Below are 18,952 nucleotides of genomic sequence, written 5' to 3' on the forward strand. Positions count from 1 at the left end.
CGCGTCACGCGTTGTACCCGGTGACGGCCGTGGCGGGGAAGACCCCCGAGCCCCCACCACGGCCGCAGAGCTCGACAGGCAGGGACGACCGGCCGCCGGATCTCTCCGGCGGTCGGTCGTCCCTGAGTCGTCCCTGCTTCATTCCCACGGCGCGCTCGTCAGGCGAGGCCCGCGAGCTCCATCGCCTCGGTGCCGGCGCGCAGGGCCGCGAGGCGCTCGTCGAGGGTGAAGCCGGCCGGGGCGAGGGTGAGGGTCGTGACCCCGGCGTTCGCGTACGCCGTCATCCGGTCGGCGATGCGGGCCACCGGCCCGAGCAGCGCCGTCTGGTCGATCAGCTGGTGCGGGACGGCCGCGGCGGCGCCCGCCTTGTCGCCGGCCAGGTACTTGTCCTGGATCTCGGCGGCCTCCTTCTCGTAGCCCATGCGCTGGGCGAGCTGGTTGTAGAAGTTCTGCTTGCGGCTGCCCATGCCGCCCACGTAGAGCGCGGTGTAGGGGCGGAACATGTCGGCGAGCCCCGCGACGTCGTCGCCGACGGCCAGCGGCAGGGTCGGACACACGTCGAAGCCGTCCATCGTGAGGCCCGCCTTCTCGCGGCCCGCGCGGATGTGCCGGATCGCGGTCTCCTCCAGGTGGTCGGCGGAGGGGAAGATCAGCAGGGCGCCGTCGGCGATCTCACCGGTCTGTTCGAGGTTCTTCGGCCCGATGGCCGCGATGTAGAGGGGGATGTGCTCGCGCTGCGGGTGCACGGTGAGCTTGATCGGCTTGCCGGGGCCGTCCGGCAGCGGCAGCGTCCAGTGCTCGCCCTCGTAGGACAGGCGCTCGCGGGTCATCGCCTTGCGGACGATCTCCACGTACTCGCGGGTGCGGGCGAGCGGCTTGTCGAACTTGACGCCGTACCAGCCCTCGGAGACCTGGGGGCCGGACACGCCGAGGCCCAGGCGGAAACGGCCGCCCGACAGCGAGTCCAGGGTGGCCGCCGTCATCGCCGTCATCGCGGGCTGGCGCGCCGGGATCTGGAGGATCGCGGAGCCGACGTCGATCCGCTCGGTCTGGGCGGCGACCCAGCTGAGCACGGTGGGCGCGTCGGAGCCGTACGCCTCCGCGGCCCAGCACACGTCGTAGCCGAGCCTGTCCGCCTCCTGCGCGACGGCGAGGTTGTCGCCGTCCATCCCCGCACCCCAGTAACCGAGGTTGATGCCGAGCCGCATGAGCGCTCCCTCTTACTGATCAGTAACGTTCCTTTCCGGCGACTCTAGCGCCCGGCGGCCGCGAACGGCAGGGGAAGGTTGTCCACAGGCTCTCTCCGCGTATGCCACCGGCCAGTAATCTCAGCGCCCATGGAGCAGAGGCATCTCGGCCGTACCGGCCTGCGCGTGTCCCGGATCGGGCTCGGCACCCTCACCTGGGGCCGGGACACCGACGAGCACGACGCGGCCGAGCAGTTGAAGGCGTTCTGGGAGGCGGGCGGGACACTCGTCGACACCGCCGACGTCTACGCCGGCGGCGAGGCCGAGTACGTGCTGGGCCGGCTGATGGAGCGCCTGGTGCACCGCCGGGAACTCGTGATCGCGACCAAGGCCGGCAGCGTGCGCGATCCCGACCGGCGGTTCGACGGCTCGCGCGGGCACCTGCTCGCGGCCCTGGACGCCTCGCTGGCACGGCTCGGGACGGACCACGTCGACCTGTGGCAGGTCCACGCCTTCGACCCGGACACGCCGCTGGAGGAGACGCTCCAGGCGCTCGACATCGCGGTCACCAGCGGGCGGGCGCGGTACGCGGGCGTGTCGAACTTCTGCGGCTGGCAGCTGGCCAAGGCCGCCACCTGGCAGCTCGCGGCCGCGGGCACGCGGACCAGGCTGGCGAGCACGCAGATGGAGTACTCCCTGCTCCAGCGGGGCGTCGAGCGCGAGGTGCTGCCCGCGGCGCTGGACCTCGGGGTGGGGCTGCTGCCGTCCTCCCCGCTGGGGAGGGGTGTGCTGACGGGCAAGTACCGCTCCGGCGTTCCGACGGGGTCACGCGGGGCCTCGGACCACATGGCGCCGTTCGTCGAGCCGTACCTGGACGAGGACGCGAGCCGGATCGTGGACGCCGTGGCGACGGCTGCGGACGGTCTGGCGTCCACACCGCTGGAGGTGGCGCTCGCATGGGTGCGGGACCGGCCCGGCGTGGTGGCCCCGATCGTCGGCGCGCGCAACGCGCAGCAGCTCATGGCCGCGTTGTCGGTGGAGGCGCTTAGTCTTCCTGACGAGATCCGCCGGGCGCTGGACGATGTCTCGGCGCCCGTGCACCGCTATCCCGACCAGGACTGGAGCACGCTGTGACCGCGCGCACCCCGGGCCCGCAGCCCGGCCCCTCCCCCGAACCGCCCTCCGAGGACGCACAGGCGGCCGCCGCGGCCGCCGAAGGCGGCGGGGGCGGTTCGGCCCCGGGCGGGGCTCCGGAGGCGGACGCGGAAGGCGGGGCGGCAGCGCCCGGGGGCGGCGCGGAGACCGGGGCGCTCGCGGGCGACGCGGGCGGCCGGGACGGGACCGACGGCGGCGGCGAGGGCGACGGCGACACGGCGGCCACCGGACCGGATGCGGACGGTGCCGGCGCGGAGGCCGGTGCCGGCGGGCCGGGCGAGCCCGGAGCCGCTCGGGCAGGGCAGACCGGCGACGACACGGCGGACGCCGAGCGCGCGGACGACGCGGCGGGTGGGGAAGGGGCCGACGGGGGAGCGGCCGACGGGACCGAGCGGGCCGGTGGCGAGGGGGACGCGCAGGCGCCCGCGGTCAGCGAGGCGGAGGCCGAGCTCGCGGCGCAGCGGGAGCTGCGGGCCCGGATCGAGCAGCGCAGGGCCGAGCGGGGCGGGCCCGTCGCGAGCGGGGCGGGCCTCAGCGGGAAGGCCGCGGACCTGCTGGCGGCCGTGCGGGCCGTCGAGGGCGGCGCGAAGGCGGCCGCGTACTACGACGAGGCACCGGCCGTGCCCCGCCGGCCGGACCCGGCCCCCGCGCCCGCCCCGGTGCGGACCGCGGCGGCCCCCGCTCCCGTCCGGGAAGCGGCGCCGGAGACGCTGGACGCGGTACGGGCGGTGCTCGGGCGGGGCGGCGCCCCGCAGACGCTGGCGGGACCCGTCGTCGAGGCGCTCGGGGAGGGGGCCGGGGACCGGCTCGCCGAGGACCCGTGGCAGCTCCTCCTGGTGTCCGGGGTGCGGCCCGAGCAGGCGGACGGGTTCGCGCGGGCGGTGCTCGGGCCGGAGTGCCGGCCCGACGACGAGCGGCGGGCGGCGGCACTGGTGGGCTGGGTGCTGGAGCAGGCCGCGCTCAGGGGCCACACCGCGCAGCACGCCTCCGAGGTGCGCGCGGCGCTGGCCGCACGGCAGGTGCCCGACCCGGACACGGCGGTGCAGCAGGCCGTCGAGGCGGGTGTCGCCCTCGTCTTCCAGGAGGGCCTGGACGATGCCGCGGAAGGCGCGGAACCCGGGGCGGACGCGGAGCCCGGGGAGGGCGCCGGGGAGGAGTCCGGCCCGGTGACGGTGCTGCTGGGGCTCGACCGGTACGCGATGGCCGAGGAGAGCCTCGCGGACGGTCTGGCGCGGCTGATCCGGACCTGCGCGGCCGTCGAGTGGGAGGGCGCCGAGCTGGTGCGGGCGGCCGGCGGCCACGGCGTCGTGGTGCACACCGGCGGCGAGGCGGCACGGGCCGAGCCGGTGGCCCTGGCGGCCGGCGCCCGGGAGCGCGGTCTGCGCGCCCTCGTGGCCGTGCACGGCGGGGACGCGGTGCGCAGGCTCGGTCCGGAGGCGGGCGCCGTCACGGTCGCGGCGCTGCTGGACGGCTCGGCGGGCGTGGCCCGGGACGAGGACGGGGCCTTCGCCCTGGACCTGCTCGTGGTGCTGGACGCGCCGCAGCTCGACGTGGAGACGGCGGCCGTGCTGGTGGAGTCGATGCCGGACGGCGGACGGCTGGTGCTGGGCGGCGATCCGGGAGTGCTGCCGTCCGCGGGTGCCGGACAGGTCCTCGGGGACCTGATCGCGGCCCGGGTGTGCCCGCGGGTCGCCTCCCGGACGCCGGACCCGGGTCCGCTGGGCGAGCTGGTGTCCGGGATCGGCGTCGGGGAACTGAACCAGGTCGACGCGCCCGGCAGGGAGATCGTGATCGTGCCGGTGCGGGACGCCGGGGAGGCGGTGCACCGCACGGTCCAGCTCGTCGCGGACTCGGTGCCCCGGGCCATCGGCGTACCGGCCGGGCAGACGCAGGTGATCACCGTGGGCCACGGCGGCTCCGCGGGCACCCGGGCGCTCAACACGGCGCTGAAGCAACGGCTCAACCCCGGTCCCGGCCGCTTCGGCGGCTTCGATCCGGGCGACCGGGTCGCCTGGGCGCAGGGGCCGGGCCGGACGGTGGCGGGCACCGTGGTGTCGGCGGACGCCGACGGCCTGCACCTGGACTGCGACGGGACGCGGGCGCTGGTCCCCCGGGCGCGGGTGGAGTCGGCGGTCCGGCACGGCTGGGCGATGACGGCCCATCAGGCCGCCGGGACGCGCTGGCCCGCCGTGGTCGTGGTGCTGCCGGGCGACGCGGCGGAGGGGTTGAGCAGGCCCTGGGTGTACACGGCGTTCGGCCGGGGCGAGCGGCACGTCTCGGTGGTCCACGGGGTGGACCAGGCCCTCGCCCGTGCCGTGGCCTCGGTGCCGGGCGAGCCGCGCACCACCAGGCTGCGCGGACTGCTGGAAGGGCTGCCGGCCACCTCGGAGTGACCGCGCGGCCCGGCTCCCGGGACGGGTCGGCCCCGGGGCCGGCACGACGCCGTCCCGGGGCCCGGTCCCGTCGCCGCGGTGCGGCGGTGCCGCCCCCTCGCCGTCACTCCCGGCGAGGGGGGCTCACGCTCCGGTCAGTCGTCGAGTTCGCCGCCGTCCTCGAAGTCTCCGAGATCGTCCTCGTCGAAGACGGAGCTGACGTCGAACCGGCAGACCACGCGCTGGGGATCGGCCTGGTCGAACGGGGTGCTCAGCCACTCCCCCGGCTCGGGCAGCTCGTCGGCGGCGGCCACCCAGAGCGTCGAATCGCCCTCCTCCAGGCCGAACTCCTTGTGCCGGGAGGCGATTTCGTCCGGTTCGAACTCCCCGAACAGCACGCCGAGCGCCGCGTGGACGCTGGCGCCCACCACCGGCGCACTCCCCGGGCGCTCCAGCGCGCCCCGTTCGAGGTCGGCGATGCGCTGGGTCTGGGCGAGCAGCCGTTGCGGCTCGACCACCGCGTAGTCGCGCCGGATCAGCACGCTCAGCGCGTTCGGCTCCTCGGGGCCCGCGTAGGGCGGCAGGGAGTCGTCGGCACCCGGAATCTCGAAGGGTGTCACCTCGTCGTAGGCGTCGTAGAGCCTCTCGTCATAGGCCTCGGCCGCCGTCGCGAGGGCGTTGAAGGCCTCGTAGACGGCCGGGTCGTCCTCGCCCGAGCGGTTCTCGACCGCCTCGAGGTGACGGTCCAAAGCGGCTTTGACCGCCTCGGCGGCGGCACGTACCTCGGCAGCGGTGGGCTGCGCAGCATCAGACATAGTGCAGACGCTATCCGTACCGGGCGGGTGCCCGCACAATAGATGCGATGCCGGAATACGAATTCGTCGACGTGTACGTGCCACGCGGGGTCTCCCGCAGGGAGGCGACACGACTGCTGACCGACCACGCCGAGTACGGACACTGGGAGTTGGACCGACTGACGCTGCACCGGGACGGAAGCCGCCGGGTGCGCCTGCGCCGGCGGATCATCCGCCAGGTACGCGCCACCTGGTGACCGCGGACCGCCGGGGTGCGGGCCCTCGGACGAGGGCCCGCACCCCGGCGTACGCACGCCTCCGAGGGGTGTGCGCCGGTGCCTACGCGGCTGCGCGGGAGCGGCGGTAGAGGACCGCGCCGGCCAGCAGCAGGCCCGCGCCCGCCGGGGCGAGGATGTCGAGCGCGCCCATACCGGTCTCCGCGAGCTGCTCGTCGCCCTTGGGCGGCGTGAGCGTCTGCGCACCGGGGGTGTTCGGCTCCTGCGAGGGACGCGGGGTGTGCGGCGTCTCGGGAGTCTGCGGCTGCTCAGGGGTCTCCGGGGTCTCCGGGGTCCGGGGGACCTCGGGGGCGTTGGCGCAGTCGTTGCCGAACGACGGGTTGAGCAGCCCGCCGATGGTGATGCTGTTGCCGCAGGCGTTGACCGGCACGTCGATCGGCGCCTGCACGTTGTTGCCGGAGCCGACGCCGGGTGAGTTGCTGGTGCCGCCCCCGGCGTGCGCGCCGCCGCCGCTGTGGCTGCCGCCCCCCTGGGAGCCACCGCCGTGGCTGCCGCCGCCGGCCTGCGAACCACCGCCGTGGCTGCCGCCGCCCTGCGAGCCGCCGCCGGCCTGTGAACCTCCGCCGGACCCGGACACATTGGCGCACGAGTTGCCCATGGCCGGGTTGAGGAGCCCCACGACGTCCACGGTGTTGCCGCAGGCGTTCACGGGGACGTGGACGGGAGCCTGGACCGAGTTGCCGGAGAGTACGCCCGGTGAGTTCGACGCCCCGCCCGCGGCCACCGAGTCCGCCTGCGCGTACCCCCCGCCGAGCGCGATGACCCCGCCCGCCGCCGCAACGGAGATCAGGCCCTTCCGTGTGACCTGTCGCATGTGTGATGCCCTGCCTTCCAGCTGTCTTGTTGCCCCGGCCCACTGCCCGGGGAAAGGAAGAACCGGGCGGCCCCGGAGTGCATGGCACGCACTCCGGAACCGCCCGGATTCGGACCCGGCCCCTGGGGGCCGGATCACCACGTCACATGAACGTCAGGCGTTGACGCAGGTGTTGCCGAAGGCGGGGTTCAGCAGGCCGATCACGTTGACCGTGTTGCCGCACACGTTCACCGGGATGTGGATCGGCGCCTGGACGACGTTGCCCGAGAGCACGCCGGGGGAACCGACAGCGGCACCCTGGGCACCGGCGTCGGCCATGGCCACACCCGCGCCAGCGAGCACCAGACCACCGGTGGCAGCCGCAGCAGCGACGACCTTCTTGATCATTATTCCTCCTAGTTGGCACAAGCGGTCCCAGCCGCGGACCGCACCACCTGTAACGAGGAGGGCGCACGGGGGCTACGAGGCGAAACCCCCATTCACTCTTTCCGGTGGGCCGGGGACAGACGGTCGATTGGCGGCGGCTGGGCCGTTCCCCGGCGCCCGGCGGGTCAGCACTGGTCGATGAACCGGTCGAGGACCCGCACTCCGAAGGTCAGCCCGTCGACCGGAACCCGCTCGTCCACGCCGTGGAACATGCCGGCGAAGTCCAGCTCCGGGGGGAGCTTGAGCGGTGCGAAGCCGAAGCAGCGGATGCCGAGGTCGTCGAAGGACTTGGCGTCGGTGCCGCCGGAGAGCATGTACGGGACGGCGCGGGCGATGGGGTCCTCGGCCTTGAGCGCGCTCTGCATGGCGTCGACGAGCGCGCCGTCGAAGCTGGTCTCCAGCGCCTTGTCGCCGTGGACGTCCTCGCGCTTCACCCGGGGGCCGAGGAGCCGGTCGAGATCGGCCAGGAACTCCTGCTCGTAGCCGGGGAGGAAGCGCCCGTCGACGTGGGCGGTCGCCTGGCCGGGGATGACGTTCACCTTGTATCCCGCGCCGAGCATGGTGGGGGCGGCGGAGTTGCGCAGGGTCGCGCCGACCATCTTGGCGATGCCGCCGAGCTTGGCGAGGGTGGCGTCCATGTCCTCGGGGTCGAGGGGGGTCCCGAGCGCGTCGGAGAGCTCGTCGAGGAACGAGCGGACCGTCTTGGTGACCCGGACCGGCCAGGTGTGGCGGCCGAGCCGGCCGACGGCCTCGCAGAGCTCGGTGATCGCGTTGTCGTTGTTGGTCATCGAACCGTGGCCGGCGGTGCCCTCGACCGTCAGCCGCATCCAGTGCATGCCCTTCTGGGCGGTCTCGACGAGGTACAGGCGCAGGTTCTCGTTGACGGTGAAGGAGAACCCGCCGACCTCGCCGATCGCCTCGGTCACGCCCTCGAACAGGTCGGGGTGCTTGTCGACCAGGTACCGGGCGCCGTAGGTGCCGCCCGCCTCCTCGTCCGCGAGGAAGGCGAGGACGATGTCGCGCGGGGGCTTGCGGCCGCTGCGCAGCCGGTCGCGGACGACCGCGAGGGTCATCGCGTCCATGTCCTTCATGTCGACGGCGCCGCGGCCCCACACGCAGCCGTCGGCGATCTCGCCGGAGAACGGGTGGTGGGTCCAGTCCTCGGCGTTGGCCGGGACGACGTCCGTGTGCCCGTGGATGAGGAGCGCGGGCCGGGAGGGGTCCTCCCCCTCGATCCGCGCCACGGTGGAGGCCCGTCCCTTGTGGGACTCGATGATCCGGGGTTCGAGGCCCACCTCGGCGAGTTTCGCGGCCACGTACTCGGCGGCGGCGCGCTCGCCGGGGCCGGAGTGGTCGCCGTAGTTGCTGGTGTCGATCCGGATCAGCTCGCTGCAGAGGTCGACGACCTCGTCCTCCCCCGAGACGGTCCGGGCCGCATTGGACTCGCTCACGCTGATTCCTCCCGATGTCGCTGCTGGTGGTCCTGCCTTCATCCTCTCGCCATCGCCGCCGGTTCCCCAAGGGCGGCTCCCGGTCGTCGCACGGTGTTCACGGCGGCCGGGGGTGTGATCGGGCAGGGCCGATTGTTTGCTATGGTTTTCCACGTCGGAACGGCCCGGGGCCGCGAGACAGACACCTTGTCCGGGTGGCGGAATGGCAGACGCGCTAGCTTGAGGTGCTAGTGCCCTTTATCGGGCGTGGGGGTTCAAGTCCCCCCTCGGACACCACAGAGATCCCCACAGCTTCGGCTGTGGGGATTTTTCGTTCCGCGGGGATTTCTTCCCGCACCTCTGCCGCGGCCCTTGACCCGGGATCGTGGTGGCTCTACGTTCTGCGATGTTCATATATGAGAACGCAGTCCAGAACCATGGTTCCTCGCGCGTTGGGCTGCGGCACCGCCACCGCACCGCACCAGCACCCCCGCCGACGTCTGCCCTGGATCGCAGGCGAGGAAAGGAATCCTTGTGCGCACCAAGAACAAGCATGTCAGAAGGGCGAGGGGCCGCACAGCGGCCGTTTTCGCCACAGCAGGTTCGGTCATCGCGGTGGGCATCGCCGCGATCGCCACCGCCACCTCGGCGTCGGCGGCCCCCGCACCGGGCTCGTACACGCTGAAGAACGCCGGCAGCGGACTCTGTCTCCAGGTGCCGGGCGCCTCCACCGGAACCGGAGTCCAGCTCGCGCAGTCGTCGTGCACCGGCACGGCAGGGCAGACCTGGACGCTCGCCGCGTCCGGCGGCGGCTACACGCTGACGGCCTCCCACAGCGGCAGGTGCGCCGGCGTCCGCGACGCCTCCACCAGCGCGGGCAAGCCCGTCGAGCAGCAGTCCTGCTCCGGCGCCGCGAGCCAGGTGTGGAAGCTGACCGAGACCGGCAGCGGCTTCCAGGTCGTCAACGGCAACGGGGGCAAGTGCCTCAACGTCAAGGACAGCTCGACGGCCTCGGGCGCCCTGGTCCAGCAGAACTCCTGCGACTCGGTGAAGAGCAAGCACTGGACCTTCACCCCCGCCGGCTCCACCCCGCCGCCCACCACTCCCCCGCCGACCACTCCTCCGCCCACCACTCCCCCGCCGACGAACCCGGGCGACCGGCCCGCGTGGCCGTCGGCCAACGGGCAGCAGGCCGTGGGCTCGACCATCGCCGTCTCCGGCACCCTCGACGGCGGCATGAAGCGCTACTACGGCACCGGTGACCTCGGTGACGACGGTCAGAGCGAGGACCTGCCCGCGCTGTTCGAACTGGCCGACGGGGCCACCCTGCAGAACGTGATCCTCGGCTCGCCCGCCGCGGACGGCGTCCACTGCAAGGGCACCTGCACGCTCAAGAACGTCTGGTGGGAGGACGTGGGCGAGGACGCGGCCACCTTCCGCGGCAGCTCCGCCTCGCTGGTGCGCACGATCGACGGCGGCGGCGCCAAGCTCGCCTCCGACAAGGTGTTCCAGCACAACGGCGCCGGCACCCTGGTCGTCAAGAACTTCCAGGCCGACGACATCGGCAAGCTGGTCCGCTCCTGCGGCAACTGCTCGACCCAGTACGGCCGCCACATCCAGCTCCAGAACATCTGGCTGACGGCCCCGGCCGACTCGCTCGTCGGCATCAACACCAACTACGGCGACACCGCGCGGATGAGCGCGGTCACCGTCTACGACGACGCCGGCCGGGACATCGAGATCTGCACCAAGTACAAGGGCACCACCAGCGGTGAGCCCAGCAAGATCGGGAGCGGCCCCGACAGCACCAACTGCCTCTACCGCGAGTCGGACATCACCTACGTCGACTGACGCCGACCCGCGCCGGCTGATCCGGCAGCCCGCACACCAGGCCGCGTCCTCCGCCCGCTGCGGGGCGGAGGACGCGGCCTCCGCCGTCCCCGGGCGGCGGCGGACGCCGCGGACCCGCCGCCGGAGCGGGGCGGCCTGAGCGGGGGCGGCGTGGCCGGCGACGGGACCCGGCGGCCGCCCGGCGGGGACGTAGAGTCCCCCCGGTGAGACGACGACACACCGCCCCGGCGCCGCTGCCCCAGCGGGACGGCATCGACCCGGTGCGGGTCCGGCTCCCCGAGGACCCGTCGGGCGAGTGGCCGACCCTGCGCGACCACCTGGTGGCGCGCTACGGCCGCGCGATCGGGACGGAACGGGTGGACGCGATGCTCATCGAGGGGCGCTTCGTCGACCAGGACGGGCCCGTCGGCGGCGCCGAGCCGTACACCGCGGGACGGACTCTCTGGTTCCACCGGGATCTGCCGCCGGAGGTCCCGGTGCCGTTCGGCATCGGGATCGTGTTCCGCGACGAGCGGCTGCTGGTCGCGGACAAGCCGCACTTCCTGGCCACCATGCCGCGCGGCAGCCATGTCACCGACACCGCGCTGGCACGGCTGCGGCGGGACCTGGGTCTGCCCCGGCTCCAGCCGGCGCACCGGCTGGACCGGCTCACGGCGGGGCTGGTGCTCTTCGTGGTGCGGCCCGCGGACCGGGGGGCGTACCAGACGATGTTCCGCGACCGCGCGGTGCGCAAGGAGTACGAGGCGCTCGCCGTCCACGACCCCGCGGTGGCGCTGCCGCGCACCGTGCGCAGCCGGATCGTCAAGGAGCGGGGTGTGCTCGCCGCGTACGAGGAGCCGGGCGAGCCGAACGCGGAGAGCCGGGTGGAGCTGACCGGGGTGCGGGAGGGGGTCGGCCGGTACCGGCTGCTGCCGCGTACCGGGCGGACCCATCAGCTGCGGGTGCACATGAACGCGCTGGGGCTGCCGATCCTGGGCGACCCGCTGTACCCCGTGGTGCGGGACGAGGGGCCGGAGGACTTCGGGCGTCCGCTGCAACTGCTGGCGCGGAGTCTGGAGTTCACCGACCCCGTCACCGGGGAGGAGCGCCGGTTCACCAGCCGGCGCGAGCTGGGCCCGGTCTGACGCGCGCCGCCGGGTCGCCGGGGGCGCGCACCGTCCGGTCACAGCGCGCGCCGCACGCCTGCCGGCGCACCACGTCCGGTGGGCGTCGACCGGCGTGCGCCGGAGGGCGGGGTCGTCCGGCGCGCACCGCGCGGCGTGCGCCGGACGCCGGCCCTGCTCAGTGACCGCGGTCGACCCACTCCTGGAGGTGCGGTGCCTCCGCGCCGACGGTGGTGGAGTCCCCGTGGCCGGTGCGCACGACGGTCTCGGGCGGCAGGCCGAGGAGCCGGTCGCGGATCGAGTCGATGATCGTCGGGAAGTGGGAGAAGGAGCGTCCGGTCGCGCCGGGCCCGCCCTGGAAGAGGGTGTCGCCGGTGAAGACGGTGCTGAGCTCCGGGGCGTGGAGGCAGACGGCTCCGGGGGCGTGGCCGGGGGTGTGCAGGACGGTCAGCGAGGTGCCGGCGACGGTGATCGTCTGCCCGTCGGCCAGTTCGCCGTCGGGTGCCCGGTCGGGGTGGGTCTGCTTCCACAGCGGCAGGTCGTCCGGGTGGAGCAGGACGGGGGCGCCGGTCGCCGCGGCGAGGGCCGGGGCGGCGTCGATGTGGTCGTTGTGCGCGTGGGTGCAGACGATCGCACGCAGGGTGCGGCCGCCGAGGGCGGCGAGGATCGCGTCGGCGTCGTGGGCGGCGTCGACGACGATCGCCTCGGTGTCGTCGCCGACGATCCAGACGTTGTTGTCGACGTCCCAGGTGCCGCCGTCGAGGGAGAAGGTGCCGGAGGTGACCAGGTGGTCGACGCGGGCGGTCACAGGACCACCACCGAACGCAGCACGTCGCCCTCGTGCATGCGCGCGAACGCCTTCTCGACGTCGCCGAGGCCGATGGTCTCGGTGACGAAGGCACCGAGGTCGATGCGGCCCTGCTGGTGCAGGTCGATCAGCATCGGGAAGTCCCGGGAGGGCAGGCAGTCGCCGTACCAGGAGGACTTCAGGGAGCCGCCGCGGCCGAAGACGTCCAGCAGGGGCAGTTCCAGCTTCATGTCGGGGGTGGGCACGCCCACGAGGACCACGGTGCCGGCGAGGTCGCGGGCGTAGAAGGCCTGGGCGTACGTCTCGGGGCGGCCGACGGCCTCGATGACGACGTCGGCGCCGAAGCCGTCGGTGAGCTCGCGCACGGCCTCGACGGCGTCGGTGGAGCGGGAGTTGACGGTGTGGGTGGCGCCCATGGCACGGGCGGTCTCCAGCTTGCGGTCGTCGATGTCGACGGCGATGATCTTCGCGGCGCCGGCGAGGCGGGCGCCCACGACGGCCGCGTCGCCGACGCCGCCGCAGCCGATGACGGCGACGGTGTCGCCGCGGCCGACCTCGCCGGTGTTGACGGCGGCCCCGATGCCGGCCATGACGCCGCAGCCGAGCAGGCCGGCGACGGCCGGGGAGACGGCCGGATCGACCTTGGTGCACTGGCCGGCGGCGACGAGGGTCTTCTCGGCGAAGGCGCCGATGCCGAGGGCGGGCGACAGCTCGGTGCCGTCGGCGAGGGTCATCTTCTGCTTGGCGTTGTGGGTGTCGAAGCAGTACCAGGGACGTCCGCGGCGGCAGGCGCGGCAGCGGCCGCAGACGGCACGCCAGTTGAGAATCACGAAGTCGCCGGGGGCGACCTCGGTGACGCCCTCGCCGACGGACTCCACGACGCCGGCCGCCTCGTGGCCGAGGAGGAAGGGGAACTCGTCGTTGATCCCGCCCTGCTTGTAGTGCAGGTCGGTGTGGCATACGCCGCACGCCTGGACGGCCACCACCGCCTCCCCCGGTCCGGGGTCGGGGATGGTGATGGTCTCCACCCGTACCGGCTCGTTCCTTCCGGGTGCGATCACACCGTTCACCTGCTGCGGCATCGCAGAACCTGCCCTTCGTCACACGTGATGTGGCTCCACACTATGGCCTGTTCAGGGCTCGTGCCGCGCGGCACGGAAAAGGCCGGAGCCCCGCGGGTCGCAGGGATCCGCGGGGCTCCGGGTGGGGGGCCGTGGGGGGCTCGGGGGGCGTACGGTCAGGACTCCGTGCGGCCGGCGGCGACGTCGCGGACGCGCCCGCGCACCAGGAACCAGCCGCCGACGAGCGCCGCGGCGATGAGCGGCAGGCAGTTGACGGTGGTGCGGCCGATGCCGCCGTCCATCCACATCAGGACGAGCACGGAGCCGAGGAAGAGCAGCGTCACGATCTGCGTGTACGGGGCCCAGGGCAGCCGGTATCCCGGGCGGGTGACCCGGCCGTCCTGCGAGCGGTTCCAGAAGAGCAGCGAGCAGACCATGATCATCGACCAGGTGCCGATGATGCCGACCGAGGCGAAGTTGAGGACCAGCTCGAAGGCCTCGCCCGGCATGACGTAGTTGAGCACGACACCCAGCACGCCGAAGGCGGCGGTCAGCAGGATGCCGCCGTAGGGGACGCCGCCCTTGTTCATCACGCCGGTGAACCGGGGCGCGGAGCCCGCGACGGACATGGAGCGCAGGATGCGGCCGGTCGAGTAGAGCCCGGAGTTCAGGCTGGAGAGCGCGGCGGTCAGGACGACGAGGTTCATCACGCCGGCGGCGCCCGGGATGCCGAGCTTGTCGAAGACCGTGACGAAGGGGCTCTCGTCGCCGGTGTACGCGGTGTACGGGAGCAGCAGGGCGAGGAGGACCACCGAGCCGACGTAGAAGAGGCCGACGCGCCACATGATGGAGTTGATCGCCTTCGGCATGATCTTCTCGGGGTTCTCGGTCTCGCCGGCGGCGACGCCGCACAGCTCGACGGAGGCGTACGCGAAGACGACGCCCTGGATCAGCAGCAGCATCGGCAGCACGCCGCTGGGGAAGATGCCGCCGTTGTCGCCGATGGTGGCGAGGCCCGGGGTGTGGCCGCCGATGTCGTGGGAGGTGGCGATCAGGAAGATGCCGATCAGCATGAAGACGACCAGGGCCGCCACCTTGACGATCGCGAACCAGAACTCCATCTCGCCGAAGTACTTCACCGAGATGAGGTTGGCCGCCAGGACCACGGCGAGCGCGATCAGCGCGAGCACCCACTGCGGGACGTCGCTGAACATGGCCCAGAAGTGGGCGTAGGTCGCGGCGGCGGTGATGTCGGCGATGGCGGTGGTCGACCAGTTGAGGAAGTAGAGCCAGCCGGCGGTGTAGGCGCCCTTCTCCCCCATGAACTCACGGGCGTAGCTGACGAACGCGCCGGAGGAGGGGCGGTAGAGGACCAGCTCGCCGAGGGCGCGGACCACGAAGAAGGCGAAGACGCCGCAGACCGCGTACGCGATGAACAGCGAGGGGCCGGCCTCGGCCATGCGGCCGCCCGCCCCGAGGAAGAGCCCGGTGCCGATGGCACCGCCGATGGCGATCATGTTGATGTGCCGCGCCTTGAGGTCCTTGCGGTACCCGGCGTCTCCGGCGTCGGCGTGGGGGGTGCCCGTGGTGGCGGCAGTGGTGCCGGCCGCAGCCATGGTGCGGTCGCTCATAGAGGGATGTTCGCCTTCGTGAGGGGGGATGTGCGGTACCCGGCCGTCCGCCGGCGGCCTGCCCGGCGGTGAGGGGGTGGTCACCACGGTGCGGCCACGGGCGCGTGCGCCCGGGCCTCATCGTCGAGGCAACCCTGGGATTTTGGCAGTGACCAGCCTCACTCAGACAGACATCTGAGGTAGTCCAGAGGTTTCAGCAGAATGTTGAAAGGTCGAACATCGTGCGGCGACTGCCCGCACGCTCTCAGGGGGCGAGCACGTCCAGCTCTTCGAGGGCGCCCACGGCGATCTCCCGGGTGAGCTGCTCGGCCCGTGCGGCGTCGCCTTCGCGAACGGCTTCGGCCACCTGCACATGGAGGGTGACGGCGGCCGGGTCGGGGTCCTCGAACATCACGTGGTGGTGGGTGCGGCCGGCGAGCACCTCGGCGACGACGTCGCCGAGCCGGGCGAACATCTCGTTGCCGGAAGCGTTGAGCACGATGCGGTGGAAGGCGATGTCGTGCTCCAGATACCCCTCCAGCTGCTGGCCGCGCGAGGTGGCGACCATGCCGAGCGCGCACTCGGTGAGGGCGGCGCACTGTTCGGGGGTGGCCCGCACGGCGGCGAGCGAGGCGGCCACCGGCTCGATGGCGGACCGCAGCACGGTCAGCGAGCGCAGCTGCCGGGGGCGGTCCGCACCCGCGAGGCGCCACCGGATGACGCGCGGGTCGTAGACGTTCCACTCCTCGGTGGGACGCACGGTCACCCCGACGCGGCGGCGGGACTGCACGAGGTGCATGGACTCCAGCACCCGGACCACTTCGCGCACCACGGTGCGCGAGACGTCGAACCGCTGGGCGACCTCGTCGGTGCGCAGCACGCTGCCCTGCGGATACTCACCCGCGGTGATCGCGAGACCGAGGGTGTCGAGCACGCGGGTGTGGAGCCCTCGGCCATCTGTGGTCATGGACAAAGGGTACGGGGCGGGGATCACCCGGACGCCACGGGGAAGGCGCGGGGGCGGGGGTCGCGGGACCGCACGGCCCGGGCGCGGACGGGCCCGCCGGGACGCACGGCGGCTCGGGTCCGCCGCCCCGGTGCCGGAGGCCGGGTGCCGGGTCCGGTGCCGGACCCGCCGCCCCGGCACCGGACCCCGGGAACAAAAAGTATGACGTTTATGTCTCAACCTCTTGAATAAGTCGTACCTAATGGGTTTCAGTAGCGCGACGGACCGATGTCGTGAGTCGACGGAGACGGACAGCGAGGCACGTGATGAGCACCCCCCACGTCGTTGTGGTGATGGGCGTGGCAGGAACCGGCAAGACCACGGTCGGCCCCCTGCTCGCCGCCGCACTGGGCGTTCCCTACGCCGAGGGCGACGACTTCCATCCCCCGGCCAACATCGCCAAGATGACGGCCGGCACCCCGCTGGACGACGACGACCGCCGCCCCTGGCTCGACGCGATCGGCTCATGGGCGCACGGCAGGGCGGGCCGGGGCGGAGTCGTCTCCAGCTCGGCGCTCAAGCGCGAGTACCGCGACCGCCTGCGGGCGTCCGCGCCCGACGCCGTCTTCCTCCACCTCACCGGCAGCCGCGAGCTCATCGAGCAGCGGATGACGGGGCGCAAGGGCCACTTCATGCCCACCGCGCTGCTGGACTCCCAGTTCGCCACCCTCCAGCCGCTGGAGGAGGACGAGGCGGGCGTCGCCGTCGACGTGTCCGGCACCCCCGAAGAGATCACCCGACGGGCCGTCGCCGCGCTGCGCGGGCTCGAAGAACTCCCCGAAGACTAAGGACCCACCGTGACCAGTCTCAGCGTCGAGACGCTGGCAGCGGACGCCGTCGAGCCGATCACCTCGGCCGGCAACGCGCAGTTGGGCATCGCCGTGCTGGCGGGCATCGCCGTCATCGTCGTGCTCATCACCAAGTTCAAGCTGCACGCCTTCCTCGCCCTCACCATCGGCTCGCTCGCGCTCGGCGCGTTCGCGGGAGCCCCGCTCGACGAGGCGATCACCTCGTTCACCGCGGGACTCGGCTCCACCGTCGCCGGTGTGGGCGTCCTGATCGCCCTCGGAGCGATCCTCGGCAAGCTGCTCGCCGACTCGGGCGGCGCCGACCAGATCGTCGACACGATCCTCGCCAAGGCCAGCGGCCGGGCCATGCCGTGGGCGATGGTGCTCATCGCCTCGATCATCGGGCTGCCGCTCTTCTTCGAGGTCGGCATCGTCCTGCTGATCCCGGTCGTGCTGATGGTCGCCAAGCGCGGCAACTACTCGCTGATGCGCATCGGCATCCCCGCGCTCGCCGGCCTCTCCGTGATGCACGGCCTCATCCCGCCGCACCCCGGCCCGCTGGTCGCCATCGACGCCATCGGCGCCAACCTCGGCGTCACCCTGGCCCTCGGCCTCGTCGTCGCCGTGCCCACGGTGATCATCGCCGGCCCGGTCTTCTCCAAGTACGCCGCCCGCTGGGTCGACATCCCGGCACCGGAGAAGATGATCCCCCAGCGCGCCTCCGACGACCTGGAGAAGCGCCCGAGCTTCGGCGCGACCGTCGCCACCGTGCTGCTACCGGTCGTCCTGATGATGGCCAAGGCCCTCGTCGACATCGTCGTGGACGACCCGGAGAACGGCGTCCAGCGCGTCACCGACGTCATCGGCTCGCCCCTGATCGCTCTGCTCGCCGCCGTTCTCGTGGGCCTGTTCACCCTCGGCCGTGCCGCCGGGTTCACCAAGGAGCGCCTCTCCACCACGGTCGAGAAGTCGCTCGCCCCGATCGCGGGCGTGCTGCTCATCGTCGGCGCCGGCGGCGGCTTCAAGCAGACCCTGATCGACATCGGCGTCGGCCAGATGATCCTCGACTTCTCCGAGAACTGGGCCATCCCGACGCTGCTGCTCGCCTGGCTGATCGCCGTCGCGATCCGGCTCGCCACCGGCTCCGCGACCGTGGCGACGATCTCCGCCGCCGGACTCGTCGCCCCGCTGGCGGCCGACATGTCCACCTCGCACGCCGCCCTGCTGGTGCTCGCCATCGGCGCCGGCTCGCTCTTCTTCAGCCACGTCAACGACGCCGGCTTCTGGCTGGTGAAGGAGTACTTCGGCATGAGCGTCGGCCAGACGATCAAGACCTGGTCGGTGATGGAGACGATCATCTCGGTCGTCGGCATCGTCTTCGTCCTGCTGCTCTCCCTGGTGTTGTAGCGGCGGCGGACCGGCGCGCGCAGGCCGGTTCCGTACGGGCAGACCCGTACGGAACCGGCCTGCGCCCCGTGGCACTTCCGTGCCCCCGGCGCACCGGCCGGGGCCGGGTGCATAGGATCTGCCCCATGGCCAAACCCGATGAGCTGCTCGTCGACATCGCCGCCAGGGTCGAGACCGGACACAGCAACCAGATGTCCCTGACCGTGGTCACCCACGGTGCCGTCGTCACCGGCCGGCTGGCGCCCGAGGCCGTGTGGCGCCGGCGGGTGTCGGAGGTCCTCGCCGACTCGCAACGCCTGGGCGAGTTCGCCGGCGTCTTCGACTCCGCCGCCCCGCACGACGGCCCGCCGACCCACCTCCACTTCCACGTCGCCCGCATCCTCCAGGGCACGGTGGGCATCCCGGAGACCGGCGGCATGTACCGCGTGGCGATCGCGGACATCGGCGCGTGGACCGTGGGCGACTTCAGCTACTCCGACACCTGAGCCCGGCGGCACTCGCCGCCTGTCGGGGGGCGCGGCCGCCGGCGGCCGGTCGCTCCTCCTGGGCCCGGGGCGCCTCGCCTCGCCGTCGACAGGCGAGGCGTCCGCACCCCGGCGTGACGGAATTCCGGCAGGTCGGTGCCTCCGCCGAGGTCCCGCCAGGCCCCCGCACCGTCAGCAGCGACCACATCACCGTCGTCCTCCTGCGACGACGTCGGCTCCCACGACCGCGATCAGGTCGTGGGAGCCGACGTCACACACGGGCGCGCACCGGCCGACAGCATCGGCCTGCGTCCGGCGGGGCGCTACCGGGGCCGGATCGACCCCCGCGCCCCGGAGTGCGGTGCGGGTTCAGCACCCGT

17 protein-coding genes and 1 tRNA gene are annotated in these 18,952 nt (G+C 73.1%); 9 read left to right on the plus strand and 9 right to left on the minus strand.

All coding sequences use genetic code 11. The annotated features are described in order from the left end of the window. Nucleotides 1-158: 158 nt before the first annotated feature. Nucleotides 159-1,208: an LLM class F420-dependent oxidoreductase gene (locus IAG43_RS05700; protein ID WP_187739667.1), complete on the minus strand. Its 1,050-nt coding sequence runs from the start codon at nt 1,206-1,208 to the stop codon at nt 159-161. Nucleotides 1,209-1,337: 129 nt separating this feature from the next. Here IAG43_RS05700 and IAG43_RS05705 point away from each other — a divergent pair, with 129 nt between their 5' ends. Then, on the plus strand, nt 1,338-2,321 hold the full coding sequence (locus tag IAG43_RS05705) for an aldo/keto reductase (RefSeq protein WP_187739668.1): 984 nt from the start codon (nt 1,338-1,340) through the stop codon (nt 2,319-2,321). Beyond that, nucleotides 2,318-4,735, plus strand: coding sequence for an ATP-dependent DNA helicase (locus IAG43_RS05710; RefSeq protein WP_187739669.1), 2,418 nt, complete (start codon nt 2,318-2,320; stop codon nt 4,733-4,735). Before IAG43_RS05705 ends, IAG43_RS05710 begins: the two co-directional genes overlap by 4 nt. A 134-nt stretch (nt 4,736-4,869) precedes the next feature. Here the strand turns inward: IAG43_RS05710 and IAG43_RS05715 are convergent, their stop codons facing one another. Then, the gene (locus IAG43_RS05715) at nt 4,870-5,529 is read right to left on the minus strand and encodes a hypothetical protein (protein WP_187739670.1); all 660 of its coding nucleotides are present in this window, start codon (nt 5,527-5,529) and stop codon (nt 4,870-4,872) included. 47 nt (nt 5,530-5,576) lie between these two features. On the opposite strand from IAG43_RS05715, the gene IAG43_RS05720 reads away from it, so the two are divergent. Then, on the plus strand, nt 5,577-5,765 hold the full coding sequence (locus IAG43_RS05720; RefSeq protein WP_187739671.1) for a DUF5703 family protein: 189 nt from the start codon (nt 5,577-5,579) through the stop codon (nt 5,763-5,765). Between the two features lie 82 nt (nt 5,766-5,847). On the opposite strand, the gene IAG43_RS05725 is transcribed toward IAG43_RS05720, so the two are convergent. The 3 genes from IAG43_RS05725 to IAG43_RS05735 form a co-directional block, all read right to left on the minus strand. Beyond that, nucleotides 5,848-6,618: a chaplin gene (locus IAG43_RS05725; protein ID WP_187739672.1), complete on the minus strand. Its 771-nt coding sequence runs from the start codon at nt 6,616-6,618 to the stop codon at nt 5,848-5,850. A 153-nt stretch (nt 6,619-6,771) separates the two neighbouring features. Beyond that, a complete protein-coding gene (locus IAG43_RS05730; protein WP_147990618.1) occupies nt 6,772-7,005 on the minus strand; it encodes a chaplin in 234 nt (77 codons plus the stop codon). A gap of 164 nt (nt 7,006-7,169) precedes the next feature. Further along, nucleotides 7,170-8,495: a M20/M25/M40 family metallo-hydrolase gene (locus IAG43_RS05735; protein ID WP_187739673.1), complete on the minus strand. Its 1,326-nt coding sequence runs from the start codon at nt 8,493-8,495 to the stop codon at nt 7,170-7,172. Nucleotides 8,496-8,683: 188 nt separating this feature from the next. Between IAG43_RS05735 and IAG43_RS05740 the strand changes: the two genes are divergently transcribed. The 3 genes from IAG43_RS05740 (at nt 8,684) to IAG43_RS05750 (ending at nt 11,449) form a co-directional block, all read left to right on the plus strand. Continuing rightward, nucleotides 8,684-8,771 (plus strand) — tRNA-Leu (locus IAG43_RS05740). 237 nt (nt 8,772-9,008) lie between these two features. After that, the gene (locus IAG43_RS35110; protein WP_343075546.1) at nt 9,009-10,325 is read left to right on the plus strand and encodes a pectate lyase; all 1,317 of its coding nucleotides are present in this window, start codon (nt 9,009-9,011) and stop codon (nt 10,323-10,325) included. A 203-nt stretch (nt 10,326-10,528) separates the two neighbouring features. After that, a complete protein-coding gene (locus IAG43_RS05750) occupies nt 10,529-11,449 on the plus strand; it encodes a pseudouridine synthase (protein ID WP_187739674.1) in 921 nt (306 codons plus the stop codon). A 157-nt stretch (nt 11,450-11,606) separates the two neighbouring features. Here the strand turns inward: IAG43_RS05750 and IAG43_RS05755 are convergent, their stop codons facing one another. The 4 genes from IAG43_RS05755 to IAG43_RS05770 form a co-directional block, all read right to left on the minus strand. After that, nucleotides 11,607-12,236, minus strand: a complete 630-nt coding sequence (locus tag IAG43_RS05755; protein WP_187739675.1) for an MBL fold metallo-hydrolase — start codon at nt 12,234-12,236, stop codon at nt 11,607-11,609. After that, the gene (locus IAG43_RS05760) at nt 12,233-13,318 is read right to left on the minus strand and encodes an S-(hydroxymethyl)mycothiol dehydrogenase (protein ID WP_187739676.1); all 1,086 of its coding nucleotides are present in this window, start codon (nt 13,316-13,318) and stop codon (nt 12,233-12,235) included. Before IAG43_RS05760 ends, IAG43_RS05755 begins: the two co-directional genes overlap by 4 nt. Before the next feature lie 155 nt (nt 13,319-13,473). Next, nucleotides 13,474-14,928 (minus strand): amino acid permease, encoded by a 1,455-nt coding sequence (locus IAG43_RS05765; protein WP_187739677.1) that lies wholly within the window; start codon nt 14,926-14,928, stop codon nt 13,474-13,476. Between the two features lie 244 nt (nt 14,929-15,172). Beyond that, complete coding sequence (locus tag IAG43_RS05770) at nt 15,173-15,874, minus strand: FadR/GntR family transcriptional regulator (RefSeq protein WP_187739678.1); 702 nt, start codon at nt 15,872-15,874, stop codon at nt 15,173-15,175. A gap of 305 nt (nt 15,875-16,179) precedes the next feature. Here IAG43_RS05770 and IAG43_RS05775 point away from each other — a divergent pair, with 305 nt between their 5' ends. The 3 genes from IAG43_RS05775 to IAG43_RS05785 all read left to right on the plus strand — a co-directional run bounded on the left by IAG43_RS05775 (nt 16,180) and on the right by IAG43_RS05785 (nt 18,593). Further along, a complete protein-coding gene (locus tag IAG43_RS05775) occupies nt 16,180-16,701 on the plus strand; it encodes a gluconokinase (RefSeq protein WP_187739679.1) in 522 nt (173 codons plus the stop codon). A 9-nt stretch (nt 16,702-16,710) separates the two neighbouring features. Beyond that, a complete protein-coding gene (locus IAG43_RS05780; RefSeq protein WP_187739680.1) occupies nt 16,711-18,108 on the plus strand; it encodes a GntT/GntP/DsdX family permease in 1,398 nt (465 codons plus the stop codon). Between the two features lie 125 nt (nt 18,109-18,233). After that, on the plus strand, nt 18,234-18,593 hold the full coding sequence (locus tag IAG43_RS05785; protein ID WP_187739681.1) for a hypothetical protein: 360 nt from the start codon (nt 18,234-18,236) through the stop codon (nt 18,591-18,593). Nucleotides 18,594-18,952: the final 359 nt, after the last annotated feature.

The organism is Streptomyces genisteinicus (assembly GCF_014489615.1).
GTDB lineage: Bacteria > Actinomycetota > Actinomycetes > Streptomycetales > Streptomycetaceae > Streptomyces > Streptomyces genisteinicus.